This window comes from Haloechinothrix salitolerans, assembly GCF_042662605.1.
In the GTDB taxonomy this organism is placed as follows: Bacteria; Actinomycetota; Actinomycetes; order Mycobacteriales; family Pseudonocardiaceae; genus Haloechinothrix_A; species Haloechinothrix_A salitolerans.
Window position 1 is genome coordinate 6,079,108 of the sequence record NZ_JBHSXX010000001.1, and the last position, 18,302, is coordinate 6,097,409.

The window sequence follows — 18,302 nt, forward strand, 5'->3', positions numbered from 1 at the left end:
TAGTTCCATTCGTTCCGGCCGCTGCTACGCGGGCACCGTTGCAAAGATCGTTTGGAACGAAGTCCAATTAGTCTTCATTCCAGTGCTGCGGAATGAAGATTTTGTGAGTTCCTCGACGACAGCGCACTTGACATTAGTCTTCATTCCATTCATTCCACTCCATTCCAGAAGCTTGGAACGGAATTCATTCCATCGTTCCACTTCCTTGGAATGGAACGATGGAATGAACCGTTGTCGTGCGCGACCAAGCGTCGACACGAAAGCGGGCGGTGCCGATCGGGACAACGCGAAGTGCCGCCCACAAGCACGCTTTCCACTTTCACCCCTTGGAAGGAACCCATGGCAAGACAGCAGGGAATTCCAGCCATGAAGTGCACCGCGACGTCCCGACGTAGCGGCAAGCAGTGTCGGCGCTGGGCGACACCCGGAACCACGGTGTGTCCCAACCACGGAAGCAAGGCACCGGGCACCGTCCGAAAGGCAAACGAACGCCTCACCCTGGCCGAGCTTATGCAGGGCGACCGACGCCACCCGTGGGAGGTCGTGCTTGACCACACGCACACCATCGACGTGATCGCGCGTGAGGCACGCCTGGGTCTCACGGAGGGTGAGGAGATCACGCCCGAGCAGCTGGACCGCATCGTGGAGACGGCCAAGGTGGCGCATCACCTGGCCAAGACCGCGATCGACACCAGGGCGCACGAGCACATCGCCGAGCACTACCAGCGCAACGTGCAGCTTGAGGGCGAGATCATCTCCGCCGTCGTGCGCGACGTCGTGACCGCGCTGGTCGACGGCCTGGGCTTCCATCCGGTCCAGCGCACGCAGGTCATGGAATGGGCACTTGAGGCGGCGTCCGCCCGTCTTGCCGCCGGTCCCGACGGATCGGCCGACGTCATCCCAGATCCTCCCGTTCCGCGCCTCGCGATCGAGTCCGGTACGACGACGGGCACGCCGGACGACGACACGTCTCGGGACGACTCAGGACCCAACGAGGCCAACGACGTGGTGGACGCGGAGCTGGTCGACGACGAACCCGCCGCACCGGCCCGGACCAGGACGCGACCCACACTTAACCCGATGTCCCGGCGGGTCTACTGATCGTGAGTAAACAAACTCGGAACGCGAATCGGCACGATTCGACCCGCGTTTCCCGTCGTCGTGCACACGTTCGATCGACGTGAATTGACTAAAGCTATTTTGTGTTAATATCGATCGCGTTTAATCACATAAAGAAAATGCGGCGTCCGAGCCGTCGCTCGAACGCCGCAGGAATCGCACCCACCGCTGAAAGGAAAGTGCGACATGGCAAACGGTACTACACCGGCGGCCGTATGGGCACGTGTGTCGACCGAAGGTCAGGACCCGACGAATCAACTGCTGGCCCTCGCGGCCCACCGCGAATACGACGTCGTAACGACCTACGAGCTGCACGCCAGTGCGTGGAAGGGCCACCACCACGACGTCCTCAAGCAGGCCCTCGACGACGCGCACCGAGGCCGCTTCAAGGTGCTGATCGTCTTCGCGCTGGACCGGCTGTCCCGCGAGGGCGCCGAGGCGACGTTGCGCGTGGTTCGCCAGTTCCGCGAACGCGGCGTGGCGATCATCAGTCACGAGGAACCCTGGCTGACCGCAAGTCCCGAGATTCAGGACGTCCTGCTGGCGTTCGCCGGTTGGATGGCGCAGCAGTCCTCCAAGCGTAAGAGCGAGAACATCAAGGCCGGTCTCGCCAAGCGCAAGGCGCAAGGCTTGCCCGTAGGGCGTCAGCCTGGCGCGAAAGATCGCAAACCTCGTAAACGGAGCGGCTACATGGCACGCTGGGAGCGCCAGCGAGCGGGACGGGAGGATGCCTGATGAGCGACGACCTTGATCCGATCGGGCCGAAGGGCTGGGTCGTTATCGCCGCTGGCATGTTGATCCTCATGCTGATGTACGGCGACTGGTCGTGCAGCCCGGACTACGGCCGCCCCTACTGCCCCGGCAAACCCGGCGCCGTTTGCCGCGTTTATCCGCCACGTAAGAGTAAGAGGAGGTGACACGATGAGCAGCGACACCGTACGGACCGTGGTGGTCGTATGCGTGATCGCACTGACGATCATGATTGGCCTCTACCTGTTCACCTCCACACCGCTCTGCGAGGTGTTCGCGACCGAGCGAACCGAGTGGATCGACCACGACACGAAGTACGTGTACGCCGACGAGTACTCCAAGCGACTTGGCAAGTGCGTCGAGGGCCGAACGCTGATCGAGGACGGTGCACCGTGACAGCCGTCGAGAGTGGACCACGTGCCGTCATCTACGTCCGGGAATCCGTCGCTGGCGAGGAAAAGATCAGCCTGGAGCTGCAAGAGAAGGCGGGGCGCGACCACTGCGCCCGCAAGGGCTACACCGTCGTGAAGGTCGCGGAGCCGGACTCCGGCCTCTCCGCGTCCCGCGTGGAGTACACGCAGCGACCCGGCGTCGTGGAGGCCATCGAGGCCGTGGAACGCGGGGACGCCGACGTGATCGTCGTCTACCTGTACTCGCGCATCAGCCGCGAACGGTTCGACCAGGCGGTGATCAACCGACGCATCGAGCGTGCGGGTGGCGCGCTGGAGTCCGTTACTCAGGGCGACGATCCGTTCGCCCGCGACATCCACCAGGTGATCGACGCCGAGTTCTCACGCGAGAAGTCCCGCACCTGGAAGTCCGTGCAGGCGCGACGCCGCGAGCTGGGCCTCACGCACGGCGGACCTGTGCCGTTCGGCTACCGGCGCGCCGCCGCGCGCGATCAGCCGCACGAGCCGGACCCGATCACCGCGCCCGTCGTCGACGGGCTGTATCGCCGGTACATCGCCGGACGCGGTCCTCAGTCCCTCGCGGAGTGGCTGAACGAGCGTGGCCACCGAACGCCGCGCGGCAGGCCCTTCGGGCAGTCGACCGTGACACGACTGCTGGCGAACGCCTACTACGCGGGATACGTCCGCGACGGCGCGGGCGACTGGAAGCGCGGGGCGCACGAGCCGATCCTCTCCGAGGCGACCTGGCGCGACTACCTTCGTGAACGCGAGGCGCGCACGCTGCGTCACCCGACGCAGCCGCGCGCCCGGCAGCCTAAGTGGCCGCTGGGTGGCGGCCTGTCCACCTGCGCGCTGTGCGACGCCAACCTCGTGCTGTCGTCGTACGCGGAGCCGGACCCCGCGCGGCGCAAGTACCCGCGCGCCCTGTGCACGCGCCACAACTCGACGCGCGAGTGCAAGGGCGTGTCGATCGCGCGTCACAAGCTGGAAGCCTTCGTCTCGCTGTGGCTGGTCGGTCACCTCCAGGACCTGGCGGACCGCGCGGCCAGCCCCGCCGACGACGACCGCGAGCGTGCGCGGCTCCAGGCCGAACTCACGCGCACCTACGGCGAGGAAGACAAGGTGCGACGCGGCCTCGCCACCGCCGCACGGCTGGTAGTCGAGGGAGACATGCCGGACGACGACTACCGCGCCGCCAAGCGCGACGCCGAGGCACGGCTGGGCGAGCTGGCCGACGAGGTGTCGCGCCTCCGTGCGGAGCTGGACGCGCTCGACCCCGACCGCGACGTCCTGGACCGGTTCGAGTCCGCGACGGCCGACGTCTCGGTGGACTAGTGGCACACACTGCTTCGGAAGGTGATCCGGCGCGTGGAGGTCCACCCGGACGCCGTCGTCGTCGTGCCCTGGCGCGGCGATCCCGCGACGTACCCGCGCGAGCCGTCCACCCACGCGCGCAACCAGCCGCGCCGGAACGGCCGCTTCGTAAGGCGTGAGGCATCCTAGCCCCATGCCTACGTTGCTCATCGTCCATCACACGCCCAGCCCGAACACCCACGCGATGTTTGAGCGCGTCGTGGACGGCGCCAACGGCCGCAACGCGCCCGAGGCCGTCGATCCCAACTCGCGCGCATCTACCAACGTGCAGGCGATGTTCGAGGCCGTCGTCGACGGCGCGACCACGGACGAGATCGAGGGTGTCGACGTCGTCCGCAAACCAGCGCTGGCGGCGACGCCGTCCGATGTGCTCGCCGCGGACGGCTACCTGCTCGGGACTACGGCCAACCTGGGCTACATGTCCGGCGCGCTGAAGCACTTCTTCGACCAGGTCTATTACCCATGCCTGGACGCCACGAAGGGCAGGCCATACAGCTACTACGTGCACGGCGGCAGCGACGTCGCCGGCACCACGCGCGGAATCGAGCGCATCGTGACCGGCCTGGGGTGGGAGACGTCGGCGGCTCCGGTGACGGTGACAGGCGAGCCGTCGAAGGAGGACCTGGAGGCGTGCTGGGAGCTGGGCGCGACGCTGGCGGCGAGCTTGATGGAATGACGGGCTTCCGTAGCTACCCTCTGCCGATGTACGGCATGGTCGTCGCCGTGAGTGTCAGAAACTGGACGTTCGCCTCCGGCGGCAGATTTGCCATGTAGACCACGGCGCGGGCTGCGTGCTCGGCGTCGAACGTCGGCTCCGGCTTCACACTCCCGTCGGCCTGCCGAGCGCCCGTAGCGATACCGCTGGTCATCTCGGTGGCGGCGTTGCCGATGTCGATCTGTCCACACGCGATCCCGTACGCGCGACCGTCGAGCGAGATCGACTTCGTCAGCCCCGTGATGGCGTGCTTGGTCGCCGTGTACGCGACGCTGCCGGGCCGGGGGCTGTGCGCGGAGATCGACCCGTTGTTGATAATCCGCCCGCCCTGCGGGTCCTGCGTCTTCATCACCCGCACCGCGTGGTGCGCACAGAGGAACGCGCCGGTCAGGTTGACGTCGACCGCCTGCTGCCACTGCTCCGGTGTCAGCTCATCCACCGTACCGGCGGGCCCGAACATTCCCGCGTTGTTGACCAGGACGTCGACCCTGCCCCACGTGTCAACCACCGCGTCGAACGTCGCGGCCACCGCGGCGGCGTCGGTAACGTCGGTGGGCAGCACGAGCGCACGCTCTGTCGGGATGTCCGCCGCTGTCTCCCGCAGCGCATCGGCACGACGTCCGATCAGAACAACGCGGTAGCCCTCGCCCGCCAGCGCGCGGGTGATGTGGCGGCCGAGTCCTGATCCGGCGCCGGTGACCACGGCGACGGGATGGGTGTCCATCATGCCCTTACCGTACCGCCGCGATGGCTCAGGTCCGGCCAGGCGCTCGCGGCGGGGCCGTCGTCGACCGCACGACGAGCGACGGCGTGACCAGCCGACGCCGCGCCGCCCCCCGCTCACCTCGGGCGCGCTCAACCAGTGCCCGCGCGGCAAGACGTCCCATCTCCGCGCGCGGCTGGTCCACAGTGGTCAGCCCGATGTGTCTGAGCCCGCTCAGCGCGGTGTTGTCGTAGCCGACGACGGAGATGTCGCTCGGCACCGCGAGCCCGGCGTCGGAGAACACCGACAGCGCCCCCACGGCGTTGACGTCGTTGGCCGCGACGACGGCGGTAGGCAGCATCCCGCCGCGTTCGAGCAGTAGGGTCGCCGCCTTCTCGCCCCCGGCATCCGTGTACTCACTGCGGACGACGTCGGGCCGCAGACCGTGCGCCCGCATCGCGGCGGCGTAACCCTCCCGGCGGATGCGCGCCTCCGACGTCCTGCCGCCGTCGAAGTGCGTGATCCGCGTGTGTCCCAGCTCTACCAGGTGGTCCACGGCGAGTCGCGCGCCGAGGCCACCATCGTCATTGACCGAGTCGACCCCCGCGATGCGCGCCGGGCGCGCGACCACGACAACGGACGACTGCCCGGCCGCGTCCGCGATCACCTCGGCGGGCACGGCCGCGCCAAGCAGCGCGAGGCCCGCGGGCCGGAACGACAGCAGCCGCGTCACGGCGTCCCGTTCACGCTCGACGTCCAGCCCGCCGGTATTGAGGATCAACTCGAACCCCTCCGCCCGCGCGACCTCATCGATGCCGTCGACGATTTCGGCGAAGAACGGATTGTGGAGGTCAGAGACCAGCACGCCAAGCAACGTCGACGTCCGACTCGCCAGCGAGCGCGCCATGGCGTGCGGCGCGTACCCCAGCTCGGCGGCGGCGTCCAGCACCGCCTGCCTGCGGCGCTCGCTCACCTTGGCCGACCCGCGCATGACCAGCGAGACCAGCGCGCGGGAGACCCCGGCGCGAGCGGCGACGTCCTCCATCGTCGGCCGAGCCACCACTACCTCCGTTGTCGTATTGACACCGCCGTGGCCCACGCTACACGATTAGAGCGCTCCAAATTGGAGCGCTCTAACACGGAAGGGGCGACCATGCGGATCGCAGTCGCGGGAGCGGGCCGTATCGGCACGATGCACGCCACCAACCTCGCCGGGCTGGAGGAGTTCGATGAGATCGTGCTCTACGACCCGGCGGCGCGCCGGGCGCGCGACGTCGCCGACACCATCGGCCACAAGGTCACCGCGACGGACGATCTCGACGCGCTGCTCGACACGGCACACGGCCTGATCGTCGCCACCCCGACCGACACCCACCCTGACCTGGTTCGCAGGGCGATCGCGGCAGACACTCCGGTGCTGTGCGAGAAGCCGCTCGCGCCGAGCCTCGTCGAGATGCGCTCGCTTGTCCCGGAGATCGAGGCGTCCGGCGTGCCGGTCGTCGTCGGCTTCCACCGCCGGTTCGACCCCGCGACCGTCGAGCTGTACCGCAGGCTGCGCGCGGGCGAGGTCGGCACGGTCTACCACGTGCGCGCGGTCTGCAACGACGCCGAGCCGCCCGCGCGGGAGTTCATCGCCAGCTCAGGCGGGCTGTTCCGCGACTGCCTGATCCACGACCTCGATGTCATCCCGTGGCTGCTGGACGAACCGGTGACCGAGGTCTACGCGTCCGGGTCGGTGCTGGTGGACGAGGCGTTCGCCGAGGTCGGCGACTGGGACAACGTCGTCGCCACGCTGCGATTCGCCAGCGGCGCGCAGGCGTTGCTGTCGGCGTCCCGGCACGACCCCGCCGGGTACGACTGCCGGATGGAGCTGTACGGCAGCAAGGACACGCTCGCCGTCGGTCTCGACGCCCGCACGCCGCTGACCTCGCTCGAGCCGGGCGGACCCCGTGTCCGGGCGAACGCCTACCGCGGCTTCCAGGAGCGCTACCGGCCCGCGTACATCCACGAGCTGCTGACGTTCGCCGCCATCGCGGTGGGCGAGGTGGCCAACCCCTCCCCCGCGCGCGACAGCCTGCTCAGCCTTGAGCTCGCAGAAGCGTGCGAGCAGTCCGTCCGAAGTGGACTGCCGGTGCGTGTCGGCGCGCCGGTTGCGGTGTGAGCGTCGGGGGCGCGCCACCGGCACCCAGCGCCCGTCAGCACAGCTCCTTACGAACGCGCTCCAGCATGCGACGGTGGATGTCGTCGGCGTCTTCCTCCCAGCCGAAGACGCACACCGTGGCCACGCCGTCGAACGACGTCTCCCGCAGGGTCGCGAAGAACTCGTCCCACGCCACCTCGCCGTTGCCGATCTCGTTGTGCTGGTGGATACGCACGTCCGCGCCGGGCGGGTTGACGATGTAGCGGTTGCCGACATTGGCACGGTGGTTGAAGCAGTCCGCGATGTGCACGTGGGCCAGCCGGTCCCCCGCGTACGACATCATCCGGCGCACGTCGCCCGCCCCGTCCGAGAGGTGGAACGTGTGCGGACCGCAGTACAGGTAGTTCACCCACGACTTGTTGATGCCGCGCACGATCCGCACCGCGTCGTCGTTGAGCTCGGCGAAGTCGTACGGGTGCGCCTCAAGGTTGAGCCCGATCCCATACGACTCGAAGACCGGAACCAGCTCCGCCATCGACCGATAGAACGCGTGCTCGGAGCGCACCGGGTCGTTGGGGTCGCCGGACAGCTCCGAGTTCACGATCGGACACTCCAGCTCGGCGGCGATCTCCAACAGCCGCCGCCAGTTGCGCACCTGCGCTTGGCGTTCCTGCTCATCGGGCGATGCCCAGTTGAACACCGGCACCAGCGACAGGATCTGGACACCTGTCTCCCGCATCGCCTGCTTGACCTCGGCGATCGCGGCGTCGTCCGCCTTCGGGTGCTGGTGCCAGCTGAAGAAGTCCGCGCGCGGCGACAGCTCCAGGTACTCGTACCCCAGCTCGGCCGCCTTGCGGACCTCGTCGGCCACCGACAGGTCCGCGTGATACATCGCGGGATCGAGTGCGATCTTGACCATGCGCTAGCCTCCGTAAAACTCCGGCCGGTCCTTGAGCTGGGTGTTAACCACGCCCCCGGTGCGCAGCGACTCGACCGTCGCGTCGCTGATCACCGACGCGGCGTAGCCGTCCCACGCGCTCGGGCCGGTCAGCGCGTCGTCGCGCACCGCCCGCACCCACTCGGCCAGCTCGACGTCGAATGCCTCGGCGAAGCGGTCCTTCCAGTCCTGGTAGACGCCGGTGCGCACCTGGCCCGCATCGCGCAGCCACACCTGCGCCGGGTCGGGCAGGCTGACGGCACCGGTCTCGCCGACCGTCTCGCACCGGATGTCGTAGCCGTACTGGCAGTTCACGAACACCTCGAGGTCGATCCGCGCACCACCGGCCATCTCGAACAGCATGAACTGCGGATCGGTCAGGTGCTCGAACTTGTTCGACGTCGAACGCGGCGTCAGCACCTGCGCGCTGACGATCTCGTCATCCAGCAGCCACCGGACAGTGTCGATCTCGTGGATCGCGGTGTCCTGCGCCGCCATCGCCGAGTGATAGCCCTCCGGCACCGTTGGGTTGCGGTGGGCACAGTGCATCATCAGCGGCGTGCCGATGTCCCCGGCGTCGATGACCTGCTTCAGCTGCCGGTAGCCCGCGTCGTAGCGGCGCATGAACCCGACCTGCACCAGCCTACGCCCGTGCACCTGCTCTGCCTCGACGATGCGCAGGCAATCCTCCGCCGTCGTGGCGAGTGGCTTCTCGCAAAACACGTGCTTGCCCGCCGCGATCGCCGCGAGCACGTACTCGGCATGCGTCGGCCCCCACGAGGTGACGACGACGGCGTCCACCTCAGGAGCGTCGATCACGTCCTGCCCGGTCGGCAGCGCCCGAGCCTCCACATCGGACGCGACCTGCTTGGCGCGTTCAGGGTCGATGTCGGCAACAGCCACCACTCGCGCACCAACCACCCGCTCGGTGATCCGGCGGATGTGGTCCTGGCCGATCCAGCCGGTGCCGATGACGCCGACGCTGACACTCCTCATGCCTTCTCCTTTTCCTGCGCATCGTGCACCGCGCCGACGTCCGGGACGTCGATTCGCCGCAGCTCATGCTTGAGCGCGTCGAGTTCCGCCCCGCCCGCCATGTGGTGCGTGAGGTCGTCCAGCGTCAGCTCCGCACGCGGCGACGACAGGTCGAGGGTGCCCTGGCGCAGGATCACGAAGTGGTCCCCGACCAGGTACGCGTGGTGCGGGTTGTGGGTGATGAAGATGACCCCGAGCCCGGCCTCGCGAGCCGCGGAGATGTACTTCAGCACCACCCCGGACTGCTTCACGCCGAGCGCGGCGGTCGGCTCGTCGAGGATCAGCACCTTCGCACCGAAGTGGATCGCCCGAGCGATCGCGACGACCTGCCGCTGCCCACCGGACAGCGTGCCGACCGGCTGGTCGATGTCGGGCACCTTGATGCCCATCTTCTGCAGCTCCTCGTCGGCGATGCGGCGCATCGCGGCGACGTCGAGCCGCCGGAACGGCCATGGCCCGATGGTCAGCTCGGACCCGAGGAAGAAGTTGCGCCACACCGGCAGCAGCGGCACCAGCGCGAGGTCCTGATAGACCGTGGCGATGCCGCAGTCGAGCGCGTCCCTCGGCGACGAGCACTTCATCGGCTTGCCGCAGACCTGGTATGAGCCGGTGTCGTGCTGGTACAGCCCCGAGATGATCTTGATGAGTGCGGACTTGCCCGCCCCGTTGTCGCCGAGGATGCAGGTGACCTCCCCGGCGCGCACCGACAGGCTCACGCCGCGCAAGGCGTGGATGTTGCCGAAGCTCTTGCCGACGTCGGTCAGTTCGAGAATCGGAGCTGGTTTCGTGGTCGCGGTGGTCATGGCGGTCACCTCCGCTGGGCGCGCATGCGCACCCACAGGTTGAGCACCACGGCGACGAGCAGCGTGGCGCCGATGAAGAACATGAACAGATCGGGGTTCCAGCCCGCGTACACGACACCCTGCTCGGCCATACCGAGGATCAGCGCGCCGATCGCGGCACCGATGGCGGTTCCCCAGCCACCCATCAGGGCGCAGCCACCGATGACGGCGGCGGCGATGTAGATCAGCTCCTGACCGACACCCTCGCCGGACTGCACGGTGTTGAACCGGAACAGGTTGTGCATGCCGACGAACCAGGCCATGAACCCAACCGTCATGAACAACCCGATCTTGGTGGCTTTCACGGGAACGCCCACCGCGCGAGCGGAGTCGGCGTTGCCGCCCGCGGCGTAGATCCAGTTGCCGACCTTGGTGCGCAGCAGGACCCAGGTGGCCAGCGCGACGAACAGCAGCCACCACAGCACGGTGATACGGACGTTGATGCCGCCGATGGTGAACGTCGACGCGAACACCGCCTGCGCGGACGAAAAGCCGTCCATGTTGGATATCGACGGGCTGGCGACACTCCCGGTCACCGCACGGGTCACCGCGAGGTTCAGCCCCTGCAACATCAGAAACATCGACAGCGTGATGAGGAAGCTCGGCAGTTTGGTGCGAACAACCAGATAGCCGTTGACGAACCCGATGCCAAGCGAGACACCCAGCGCCATGAGGGCGGCGACCCACACGTTCAGCGACAGCTGATACGCGAACATGCCGCCCGCGAGCGCTGAGGTGATGACCCCGACACCGGCCGAGAGGTCGAACTCGCCACCGATCATCAGCAGCGACACGGCTACCGCCATGATGCCGATGGTCGAGCTGGCGTAGAGCACGGTGGACAGCGACGCGAGCTCACGGAACGGCGTCGCGACGGTGAAAAACAGCGCGAACACCGCGACCGCGCCGACCAGCGACCCGACCTCGGGGCGCGTCACGAACCGGCGGCCGAGGGAGCGCTTACTCACGCGGGCGTGGGCGCCCCCCGCCGCCGTCTCGGACGGCGGGGGGCTACTAGCGGGTTTACGAGGGGGGCTTTCGGTGGTGGCCATGAATGATCACCGGGTCCCCTTCGCCGCGAACTCGGCGACGCTGTCGATGTTGGTCTTGTCGATGAACGCCGGCCCGGTCAGCACCGGCTCCTTGCCGCCGCCAGCGACGTTGCCGTTGGTCAGGTACAGCCAGAAGGCGTCGATGGTGAGGTAGCCCTGTAGGTACGGCTGCTGGTCGACCGCGAACTCCACAGAGCCGTCCTCGATCTTGCTGACCAGGTCCTTGTTGGTGTCGAAGGTGGCGACCGTTGCGTCGCTGCCAGCGCTGTCCACCGAGTCGAGCGCGGTCAGCGCGAACGGCGCACCGAGCGTGACGACGTAGTCGATGCTGGAGTCGGCCTGCAGCTTCGCCTGCAGTGTGGACTGGACCGAGGTCATGTCGGCGCCGTTGACGTAGACCTTGGTCGTCTCACCATCGAAGGCATCCTTCAACGACTGGCAGCGCGTCTCGAGCGCGACGTGGCCCTGTTCCTGGATCACGCAGAGGGCGTGCTTGGCGCCTTCCTCGTTGAGCCGCTTGCCGAACGCGGTGCCCGCCAGGTGCTCGTCGGTGCCGTAGTAGGACATCGCACCGACGTCCTGCCATTCCTCGATACCGGAGTTGAACGCGACGACGGGAATGCCTGCCTCGTTGGCGCGCTTGACGACGCCCTTGAGCGCGTCCGGCTTGGCCAGCGTCAATGCGATACCGTCGACCCCCTGGTCGATGGCGTTGTCCACCAGCGTTGACTGCTTCGCGGAGTCGGGGTCGGCGGCGTACTGGATCTCGATATTGCTCTTGGTCGCCGCGTCCTCGGCGCCAGCGCGGACGATGTCGAAGAACGTGTCGCCAGGCACCCCGTGCGTGATCATCGCGATCTTGTATGTCGGGGTGTCCAGCGCCGCTGTCTCTTCCTGCTTGCCGCCCTGGCTGCTGCAGCCAGCGAGCACCAGGGCGGCCGCGGCGAGACCGGCTATGACGGCGGAGGGTCGGGTGAACAGTCTCTTCATTGAGAACACCTCGTGATTTCTTCGATAGGGAGGGGATTACTCGGCGGTGATACGCGACCGAGGCCGGGAGGTGCCGGCGAGGCCGACACCGTTGAGGTACTCGCGGGTGCGGACCGCGATGGGGAACGGCACATCCGCGGCGCAGGGATAAAGGTCCTGCTCCACGATGACGAATCTGTCGTGCTCCAAAGTGGACAGCTCGTCGATGATGCCGGCGGGGTTGGGCACCCCAGCTGGCGGTTCGACACAGACACCGCGCTTGACCGCCTCGCCGAAGGAGAGACCTTCCTCGGCGACCTGGTCGAGGACGTCGCCGTCCATCTGTTTGATGTGGACGTACTCGACCCGCTCCGCGTAGCGGCGGATCAGGTCGATGTTGTCCCCGCCGCCGTAGGCGACGTGTCCGGTGTCGAGGCACAGGTTGGCGTAGCGGGAGTCGCTCTCGTTGAGGTAGCGCTCGATCTCCGGCTGGGTCTGGATGTGGCTGTCCGCGTGCGGGTGTAGGCACAGCCGGACGTCGTACTCGTTGAGCAGTATCTTGCCCAACTCGTCGGCGGCCTTGCCGAACCCTGCCCACTGCTCGGCGGTCAGCTCGGGCGACTCGGTGTACTCACCGGTCTTTTCGTCCCGATACATCGGCGGGATGAACACCAGGTGGTGCGCACCGACGGCGGCGGTCAGCTCGGCGACCTTGCGCGTCTGCGCGAGCATCTCGTCCCACAGCTCTGGCCGGTGCAGCGCGCCGAACGTCGTGCCGCCGGACACCTTCAGCCCCCGCTTGGCGACCTCTTCCGCGAGCACCTTCGGGTCGGTGGGCAGGTAGCCGTACGGGCCGATCTCCAGCCAGGTGTAGCCAGCCTTCGCCAGCTCGTCGAGGAACTGGGTGTAGTGGACCTGGTGCTCGTCCTCGGGAAACCAGACGCCCCAGGAGTCGGGGGCGGAACCGAGGCAGAGGTTGCCGACGACGGTCTTGGTTGCGGTCATGGTCGGCTCCAATCAGGAGGTCGTGGGGAAGTGCAGTGCGGTGGCCGCGTCTTTGGCGCTGCGTTGGACGTCTGGCCAGCGGGTGGTGACGGTCTTGGTGCGGGTGTAGAAGCGGACGCCGTCGGGGCCGTGGATGGGGCTGTCGCCGATGAGCGAGTCCTTCCAGCCGCCGAAGGAGTAGTACGACATCGGCACCGGGATCGGGACGTTGATGCCGATCATCCCGACGTGGACCTCGCGTTGGAACTTGCGCGCTGCCGCGCCGCTGGACGTGAACAGGGCGGTGCCGTTGCCGTAGGGGTTGTTGTTGATGAGCGCGATGGCCTCGTCCACGGTCTCGACCCGCGCGACGGCGAGGACGGGCCCGAAGATCTCGTCCTGGTAGGCGGCCATGTCGGGGGTGACCCGGTCCAGCAGGCTGGGTCCGACCCAGAAGCCGTCCTCGTAGCCGTTGACGGTCAGGTCCCTGCCGTCCACGACGACGTCCGCGCCCTGGGTTTGGCCGGTGGCGACGGCGTCGATGACCCGCTGCCGCGCGTCGCGGGTGACCAGCGGTCCCATCTCGCTCGCGGGGTCGTCACCTGGGCCGACCGTGATGTCGTTGGCTTTGTCTTTGAGGACGTCGACCAGCGCGTCCCCGGCCTCGCCCACGGCGACGCCGACAGAGACGGCCATGCAGCGCTGCCCCGCCGAGCCGAACGCGGCGGCGGTGAGGTGGTTCGCGGCGAACTCCAGATCCGCGTCCGGGAGGACGACGGCGTGGTTCTTCGCGCCACCGAGGGCTTGGACGCGCTTGCCGCTGGCGGTGGCCTTCTCGTGCACATAGCGGGCGATCGGCGTCGAGCCCACAAAGGACACGGCCGCGATGTCCGGGTGGTCGAGCAGGGTATCGACGGCGGTCTTGTCGCCGTGGACGACGTTGAACACGCCGTCCGGTAGCCCTGCCTCGGCGTACAGTTTCGCGACGAAGTTCGACGCTGACGGGTCGCGTTCGGACGGTTTGAGCACGAACGTGTTGCCGGTCGCGATCGCGATCGGGTGCATCCAGCACGGCACCATGATCGGGAAGTTGAACGGCGTGATCCCCGCGCAGACGCCGAGCGGCTGGCGGAAGTTGTGCACGTCGATTCCGCTCGACACCTGGTCACTGAACGAGCCCTTGAGGGCGTCGGCGATGCCGCAGGCGTACTCCACGACCTCGCGGCCTCGCACGATCTCGCCGCGCGCGTCCTCGACGACCTTGCCGTGCTCGGACGAGATGAGCTTGGCGAGTTCGTCCTCGTGCTGCACGAGCAGCTCGCGGAACCGGAACATGATCCGCTGCCGCTGCGTCAGCGAGGAGTCCGCCCAGGTCTCGAACGCCTTCGACGCCGCGCTGACGGCGGTGTCCACGTCAGCGGCGTCGGCCAGAAGCACCTCAGACTGCTGCGCGCCAGTGGCCGGATTGAACACCGGCCCGGTGCGAGTCGAGCCCGCGCTGGTGGCGGTGCCGTTGATCCAATGCTCGATGGTGCTCACGTCAATTGCTCCAATTCAGAGGTAGTGCCGCTGCTGTTGCTTGTGGGCGGCGTAGGTGTCGTAGGCCTTGCGGGTGGAGTCCAGCTCCGACACCTCGGACACGGGCACGTCCCACCAGCCAGAGCCGGGTGGGTTGGGGCCGTACAGGTCGACGTCGACGTGCACCACCGTCGTGCGGGTGCTGGCTTTGGCCTTGGCGAGCGCGTCGCGGAACTCGCTGATGCCGTTGGCGCGCAGGACGTCGGCGCCGAGGCTGGCCGCGTTCGCCGCGAGGTCCACCGGAAGGACGTCGCCGTCGAGCAGGCCGGTGTCGCTGTCGCGGTAGCGGTAGCGGGTGCCGAAGCGTTGCGAGCCCAGTTCCTCGGACAGCGAGCCGATGGAGGCGAAGCCGTGATTCTGCACCACGACGATGATCACCTTCAGGGCCTCGGAGACCATCGTGACGATCTCGCTGCAGAGCATGAGGTAGGAGCCGTCGCCGACGAGCACCACGACCTCGCGGTCCGGCGCGGCCATCTTGGTGCCCACCCCGGCGGCGATCTCGTAGCCCATGCAGGAGTAGGCGTACTCGACGTTGTAGGCCTTCGGATCGCGGGCGCGCCACAGCATCTGCAGGTCACCCGGCATGGACCCGGCTGCGTTGATGACGACGTCGCGGTCCTCCAGGACGTCGTTGAGCGCGCCAAGGACCTCGGTCTGCGCGGGCACGGGCGTGTGCCCGACCGTGTAGCAGGCGTCCGTCTTGGCCCGCCAGTCGTCGGCCAGCTCCCTGACGCCCGCCTGGTATGCGCCGGTGACGCGCCAGCCGTCGAGGGCGTCGGTCAACGCGGCGAGGCCGAGCTTGGCGTCGGCGAGCAGCATCTCGGCGGAGTGCTTCGCCGCGTCCAACCGCGCCACGTTCAGGTTCGCGAAGGTGACGTCCGGGTTGGCGAACACGGTGTGGCTCGCCGTGGTGAAGTCGCTGTAGCGGGTGCCGATGCCGAGCACCACGTCGGCTTCGGCGGCGAGGGCGTTCGCGGCGGCGGTGCCGGTGGAGCCGATGCCGCCCACGGCTGCCGGGTGGTCCCACGGGATGGCGCCCTTGCCGGCGTGGGTGTCGGCGACCGGGATGCCGGTGGCGTCGGCGAACGCCCGCAGCTCGGCGTCGGCCTCGCTGTAGACGACGCCACCACCGGCCACGACCAGCGGCTTCTCTGCTGACCGCAGCAGCTCGGCGACCCGCTGGACCGCTGAGGCTTCCGGCACCGGGCGGCCGACGCGCCACACCCGGCGCCGGAAGAAGTCGATCGGCCAGTCGAATGCCTCGGCTTGGACGTCTTGGGGCAGGCACAGGGTCACCGCGCCGGTCTCGACCGGGTCGGTCAGCACCCGCATCGCCGCGAGCGCGGCGGGCATGAGCTGCTCGGGGCGGATGACGCGGTCGAAGTACTTCGACACCGGACGGAAAGCGTCGTTCACGGTGACGTCCCCAGCGCGGGTGTCCTCCAGTTGCTGCAACACCGGGTCCGGGTAACGGGTGGCGAACATGTCGCTGGGCAGCAACAGCACGGGCAGCCGGTTCGTCGTCGCCAGTGCCGCGCCGGTGACCATGTTCGTCGAACCCGGGCCGGTGGACGCCGTGCAGGCGAACGCCTGAAGCCGGTTGCGCATCTTCGCGAACGCCGCCGAGGCGTGCACCATCGCCTGTTCGTTGCGCGCTAAGTAATAGGGAAGGTCGCCGCTGTGCTCGTCGCCGGTGTGGGCGGCCTGGAGCAGCGCCTGCCCGAACCCGGCGACGTTGCCGTGCCCGAAGATGCCCCACACGCCGGGGATCAGCCGCTGCTCGACGCCGTCCCGCTCGGAGTACTGCGCGGCGAGGAACCGCACCAACGCCTGGGAGGTGGTGAGCCGGATCGTCGCAGTCATGACCTCTCCTCCACGCTCGTCAGCGGCAGGCGCGGGTCGACGTCCTGCGACTGCCAGGTCTGGCGAATCCAGGCGTGCGCGGGGTCGTCGCAGATGAGCCAGGCACGGTCCTGGCCGGGGCCCGCCATGACGTTGAGGTAGTAGAGGTCGTAGCCGGGCACCGCCATCGACGGCCCGTGCCAGCCGTGCGGGATCAGCACGACGTCACCGGAACGGACCTCGGCGAGGACGTCGATCGGCCGCTCGGGACGGCCGTACACCCGCTGGTACCCCATCCCGCGGGGGGTTCCGCCCCCCGCGTACCCCCCGACAAGCGCCGAATCGGACGGCGCGACCTCGAAGTAGTAGATCTCCTCGAGCTCGCTCTCGTTCGGACCCGGCTCGTCGTGCTTGTGTGGCGGGTACGACGACCAGTTGCCAGCCGGGGTCAGCACCTCACACACCAGCAGTTGGTCCGCCTCGAAGGTGTGAGGCAGGCAGTAGTTGTTGACCTGCCGGGAGCACACCCCCGCACCCCGCAGCTCGGCGGGGGTCGCCGCAGCTGGTTGATACCGCGCCGTCAGTCGCCGCTCACACCGCGCGGAAGGGAGGGCAAAACGGCCGCCGTGCGCACTGGTGATGACGGCGCGGGCATCGCGGGGCAGGTACGCGAAGTCGGTGACGCGGGTGAAGACGCCATCCCGGCCGGTCAGCCGGAAGGTCTCGCCGCGCTTGTCGGCTCGACCCGGCGAGCAGGTCTCGCGAGTCTCCACGGTGCAGCCGCCCGACAGCGGCAGCACCAGCATCTCGTCCTCGCCGGTCGCCACGACGTGCGAGCCACCCGGCGCGAGCCGCAGAACGCGCAGCCCGGAGAAGCCCCAGCCAGCGGACTCCGGCGTGACCACGGTGTCGTAGACGCCCTGGCCGGTCGACCCGGCGGGCAGATGCAGTTTCTCGGTGGTGTTCACAGCAGGCTCACCGCCCTGTCGACCGCTCCGGCGACGTCGCCGTCGGCCGGGTAGAGAAGGGAACGTCCGATCACGAGGCCCTGCACGGTCGGCAGGGCGAGGGTGTGCTGCCAGGCGGCGAACGCCTGGTCGGCGTCGGAGACTTCGCCGCCCAGCAGCAGCACCGGCAGGGTCGACGACGCCAGCACCCGAGCCATCGCGGTGACGTCGTCGGCCACGGGCAACTTCAGCCACGTGTAGGCACTGGAACGCCCCAGCCCGGACGCGATCGTGATCGACGTCGTGATCGCCTCGGGGGAGAGGTCGTTCTGGACCTTTCCGTCGCTCCAGCGCGAGATGAACGGTTCCACCATCGCGATCCGACCACGGTCAGCGAGCGCGTCCACCGCGTGCGCGGTGTTCTCCAGGATCGACGGTGTCGCGGGATCGTCCAGGGCGATGCGGGTCAACATCTTGCCGCCGTCGAAACCGAACCGGTCGATGCTCTCGGCGTCGTAGCCGGTGAAGCGGTCGTCGATCTCGAACGACGACCCGGCCAGCCCGGCACGGTTCATCGACCCGAACACCGACTTGCCCTCCAACGCACCCAGCAGCAGGAGGTCTTCCAGGATGTCGGCGGTCGCCAGCACGCCGGTGACGCCAGGACGTGCCAGAGCGGCCCGCATGCGGCCGAGCAGTTCGGCGCGGTCGGCCATGGCGCTCGGGTCGGAGCCGACCTTGTTCGCGCCCCGCGCGGGGTGGTCGGCGGCGATGATCATGGCGCGGCCGGTGTCGCCCAGCACGGACTTCGCTTTGGTGCGGGCCGCGGCGGCTTCGGTGATGGCCTCGGGGTTGCGCACCCGGGTGGTGACCAGCTCGCGGATCTGGTCGGGGGTCAGACT

Annotated in this window: 20 protein-coding genes; 8 read left to right on the forward strand and 12 right to left on the reverse strand. The window is 68.3% G+C overall.

Going from position 1 to position 18,302, the window contains the following annotated elements:
* The first annotated feature begins 339 nt into the window (after positions 1-339).
* From ACFQGD_RS29050 to ACFQGD_RS29080, 7 genes are all read left to right on the forward strand, one after another.
* Entirely contained in the window at positions 340-1,101 is a 762-nt protein-coding gene (locus ACFQGD_RS29050) for a hypothetical protein (protein WP_345400131.1), read from the forward strand.
* A gap of 204 nt (positions 1,102-1,305) precedes the next feature.
* Complete coding sequence (locus ACFQGD_RS29055) at positions 1,306-1,854, forward strand: recombinase family protein (protein ID WP_345400128.1); 549 nt, start codon at positions 1,306-1,308, stop codon at positions 1,852-1,854.
* On the forward strand, positions 1,854-2,036 hold the full coding sequence (locus ACFQGD_RS29060) for a hypothetical protein (protein WP_345400125.1): 183 nt from the start codon (positions 1,854-1,856) through the stop codon (positions 2,034-2,036). The genes ACFQGD_RS29055 and ACFQGD_RS29060 overlap by 1 nt, the downstream gene beginning before the upstream one ends.
* A 4-nt stretch (positions 2,037-2,040) precedes the next feature.
* Positions 2,041-2,265 carry a hypothetical protein gene (locus ACFQGD_RS29065; protein ID WP_345400122.1) on the forward strand — a complete coding sequence of 75 codons (225 nt, stop codon included), beginning with the start codon at positions 2,041-2,043 and terminating at the stop codon, positions 2,263-2,265.
* Positions 2,262-3,614: a recombinase family protein gene (locus ACFQGD_RS29070; RefSeq protein WP_345400119.1), complete on the forward strand. Its 1,353-nt coding sequence runs from the start codon at positions 2,262-2,264 to the stop codon at positions 3,612-3,614. The genes ACFQGD_RS29065 and ACFQGD_RS29070 overlap by 4 nt, the downstream gene beginning before the upstream one ends.
* A gap of 33 nt (positions 3,615-3,647) precedes the next feature.
* Positions 3,648-3,782, forward strand: a complete 135-nt coding sequence (locus tag ACFQGD_RS29075) for a hypothetical protein (protein WP_345400116.1) — start codon at positions 3,648-3,650, stop codon at positions 3,780-3,782.
* Positions 3,783-3,786: 4 nt separating this feature from the next.
* Positions 3,787-4,329, forward strand: coding sequence for a flavodoxin family protein (locus ACFQGD_RS29080; RefSeq protein WP_345400113.1), 543 nt, complete (start codon positions 3,787-3,789; stop codon positions 4,327-4,329).
* A gap of 13 nt (positions 4,330-4,342) precedes the next feature.
* On the opposite strand, the gene ACFQGD_RS29085 is transcribed toward ACFQGD_RS29080, so the two are convergent.
* Together ACFQGD_RS29085 and ACFQGD_RS29090 are read right to left on the reverse strand one after the other, a co-directional pair.
* Positions 4,343-5,092 carry an SDR family oxidoreductase gene (locus ACFQGD_RS29085; RefSeq protein ID WP_345400182.1) on the reverse strand — a complete coding sequence of 250 codons (750 nt, stop codon included), beginning with the start codon at positions 5,090-5,092 and terminating at the stop codon, positions 4,343-4,345.
* 28 nt (positions 5,093-5,120) lie between these two features.
* Positions 5,121-6,131, reverse strand: a complete 1,011-nt coding sequence (locus ACFQGD_RS29090) for a LacI family DNA-binding transcriptional regulator (protein ID WP_345400110.1) — start codon at positions 6,129-6,131, stop codon at positions 5,121-5,123.
* A 93-nt stretch (positions 6,132-6,224) separates the two neighbouring features.
* Between ACFQGD_RS29090 and ACFQGD_RS29095 the strand changes: the two genes are divergently transcribed.
* The gene (locus tag ACFQGD_RS29095; RefSeq protein ID WP_345400107.1) at positions 6,225-7,232 is read left to right on the forward strand and encodes a Gfo/Idh/MocA family protein; all 1,008 of its coding nucleotides are present in this window, start codon (positions 6,225-6,227) and stop codon (positions 7,230-7,232) included.
* A 34-nt stretch (positions 7,233-7,266) separates the two neighbouring features.
* Here the strand turns inward: ACFQGD_RS29095 and ACFQGD_RS29100 are convergent, their stop codons facing one another.
* The 10 genes from ACFQGD_RS29100 to ACFQGD_RS29145 all read right to left on the reverse strand — a co-directional run bounded on the left by ACFQGD_RS29100 (position 7,267) and on the right by ACFQGD_RS29145 (position 18,299).
* Positions 7,267-8,130 (reverse strand): sugar phosphate isomerase/epimerase family protein, encoded by an 864-nt coding sequence (locus ACFQGD_RS29100; RefSeq protein ID WP_345400104.1) that lies wholly within the window; start codon positions 8,128-8,130, stop codon positions 7,267-7,269.
* Positions 8,131-8,133: 3 nt separating this feature from the next.
* Entirely contained in the window at positions 8,134-9,144 is a 1,011-nt protein-coding gene (locus ACFQGD_RS29105) for a Gfo/Idh/MocA family oxidoreductase (RefSeq protein WP_345400101.1), read from the reverse strand.
* Entirely contained in the window at positions 9,141-9,986 is an 846-nt protein-coding gene (locus ACFQGD_RS29110) for an ATP-binding cassette domain-containing protein (RefSeq protein ID WP_345400098.1), read from the reverse strand. Before ACFQGD_RS29110 ends, ACFQGD_RS29105 begins: the two co-directional genes overlap by 4 nt.
* Before the next feature lie 5 nt (positions 9,987-9,991).
* Entirely contained in the window at positions 9,992-10,993 is a 1,002-nt protein-coding gene (locus ACFQGD_RS29115) for an ABC transporter permease (protein ID WP_345400095.1), read from the reverse strand.
* Positions 10,994-11,083: 90 nt separating this feature from the next.
* Positions 11,084-12,067, reverse strand: coding sequence for a sugar ABC transporter substrate-binding protein (locus tag ACFQGD_RS29120; protein ID WP_345400092.1), 984 nt, complete (start codon positions 12,065-12,067; stop codon positions 11,084-11,086).
* A 36-nt stretch (positions 12,068-12,103) separates the two neighbouring features.
* On the reverse strand, positions 12,104-13,051 hold the full coding sequence (locus tag ACFQGD_RS29125; protein WP_345400089.1) for a sugar phosphate isomerase/epimerase family protein: 948 nt from the start codon (positions 13,049-13,051) through the stop codon (positions 12,104-12,106).
* A gap of 12 nt (positions 13,052-13,063) precedes the next feature.
* Positions 13,064-14,569 (reverse strand): CoA-acylating methylmalonate-semialdehyde dehydrogenase, encoded by a 1,506-nt coding sequence (locus ACFQGD_RS29130; protein WP_345400086.1) that lies wholly within the window; start codon positions 14,567-14,569, stop codon positions 13,064-13,066.
* Between the two features lie 15 nt (positions 14,570-14,584).
* The gene (iolD, locus tag ACFQGD_RS29135; protein ID WP_345400083.1) at positions 14,585-16,474 is read right to left on the reverse strand and encodes a 3D-(3,5/4)-trihydroxycyclohexane-1,2-dione acylhydrolase (decyclizing); all 1,890 of its coding nucleotides are present in this window, start codon (positions 16,472-16,474) and stop codon (positions 14,585-14,587) included.
* On the reverse strand, positions 16,471-17,421 hold the full coding sequence (gene iolB, locus ACFQGD_RS29140) for a 5-deoxy-glucuronate isomerase (protein ID WP_390221123.1): 951 nt from the start codon (positions 17,419-17,421) through the stop codon (positions 16,471-16,473). The genes iolD and iolB overlap by 4 nt, the downstream gene beginning before the upstream one ends.
* Positions 17,418-18,299, reverse strand: a complete 882-nt coding sequence (locus tag ACFQGD_RS29145) for a Cgl0159 family (beta/alpha)8-fold protein (RefSeq protein ID WP_425557358.1) — start codon at positions 18,297-18,299, stop codon at positions 17,418-17,420. The genes iolB and ACFQGD_RS29145 overlap by 4 nt, the downstream gene beginning before the upstream one ends.
* Between the last annotated feature and the right edge of the window lie 3 nt (positions 18,300-18,302).

Coding starts and splice junctions, on each gene's coding strand:
- ACFQGD_RS29095 (WP_345400107.1), top strand. CDS start 6,225: ATGCGGATCGCAGTCGCGGGAGCGGGCCGTATCGGCACGATGCACGCC.
- iolD (WP_345400083.1), bottom strand. CDS start 16,474: ATGACTGCGACGATCCGGCTCACCACCTCCCAGGCGTTGGTGCGGTTC.
- ACFQGD_RS29060 (WP_345400125.1), top strand. CDS start 1,854: ATGAGCGACGACCTTGATCCGATCGGGCCGAAGGGCTGGGTCGTTATC.
- ACFQGD_RS29125 (WP_345400089.1), bottom strand. CDS start 13,051: ATGACCGCAACCAAGACCGTCGTCGGCAACCTCTGCCTCGGTTCCGCC.
- ACFQGD_RS29055 (WP_345400128.1), top strand. CDS start 1,306: ATGGCAAACGGTACTACACCGGCGGCCGTATGGGCACGTGTGTCGACC.
- ACFQGD_RS29080 (WP_345400113.1), top strand. CDS start 3,787: ATGCCTACGTTGCTCATCGTCCATCACACGCCCAGCCCGAACACCCAC.
- ACFQGD_RS29085 (WP_345400182.1), bottom strand. CDS start 5,092: ATGGACACCCATCCCGTCGCCGTGGTCACCGGCGCCGGATCAGGACTC.
- ACFQGD_RS29065 (WP_345400122.1), top strand. CDS start 2,041: ATGAGCAGCGACACCGTACGGACCGTGGTGGTCGTATGCGTGATCGCA.
- ACFQGD_RS29105 (WP_345400101.1), bottom strand. CDS start 9,144: ATGAGGAGTGTCAGCGTCGGCGTCATCGGCACCGGCTGGATCGGCCAG.
- ACFQGD_RS29100 (WP_345400104.1), bottom strand. CDS start 8,130: ATGGTCAAGATCGCACTCGATCCCGCGATGTATCACGCGGACCTGTCG.
- ACFQGD_RS29050 (WP_345400131.1), top strand. CDS start 340: ATGGCAAGACAGCAGGGAATTCCAGCCATGAAGTGCACCGCGACGTCC.
- ACFQGD_RS29120 (WP_345400092.1), bottom strand. CDS start 12,067: ATGAAGAGACTGTTCACCCGACCCTCCGCCGTCATAGCCGGTCTCGCC.
- ACFQGD_RS29110 (WP_345400098.1), bottom strand. CDS start 9,986: ATGACCACCGCGACCACGAAACCAGCTCCGATTCTCGAACTGACCGAC.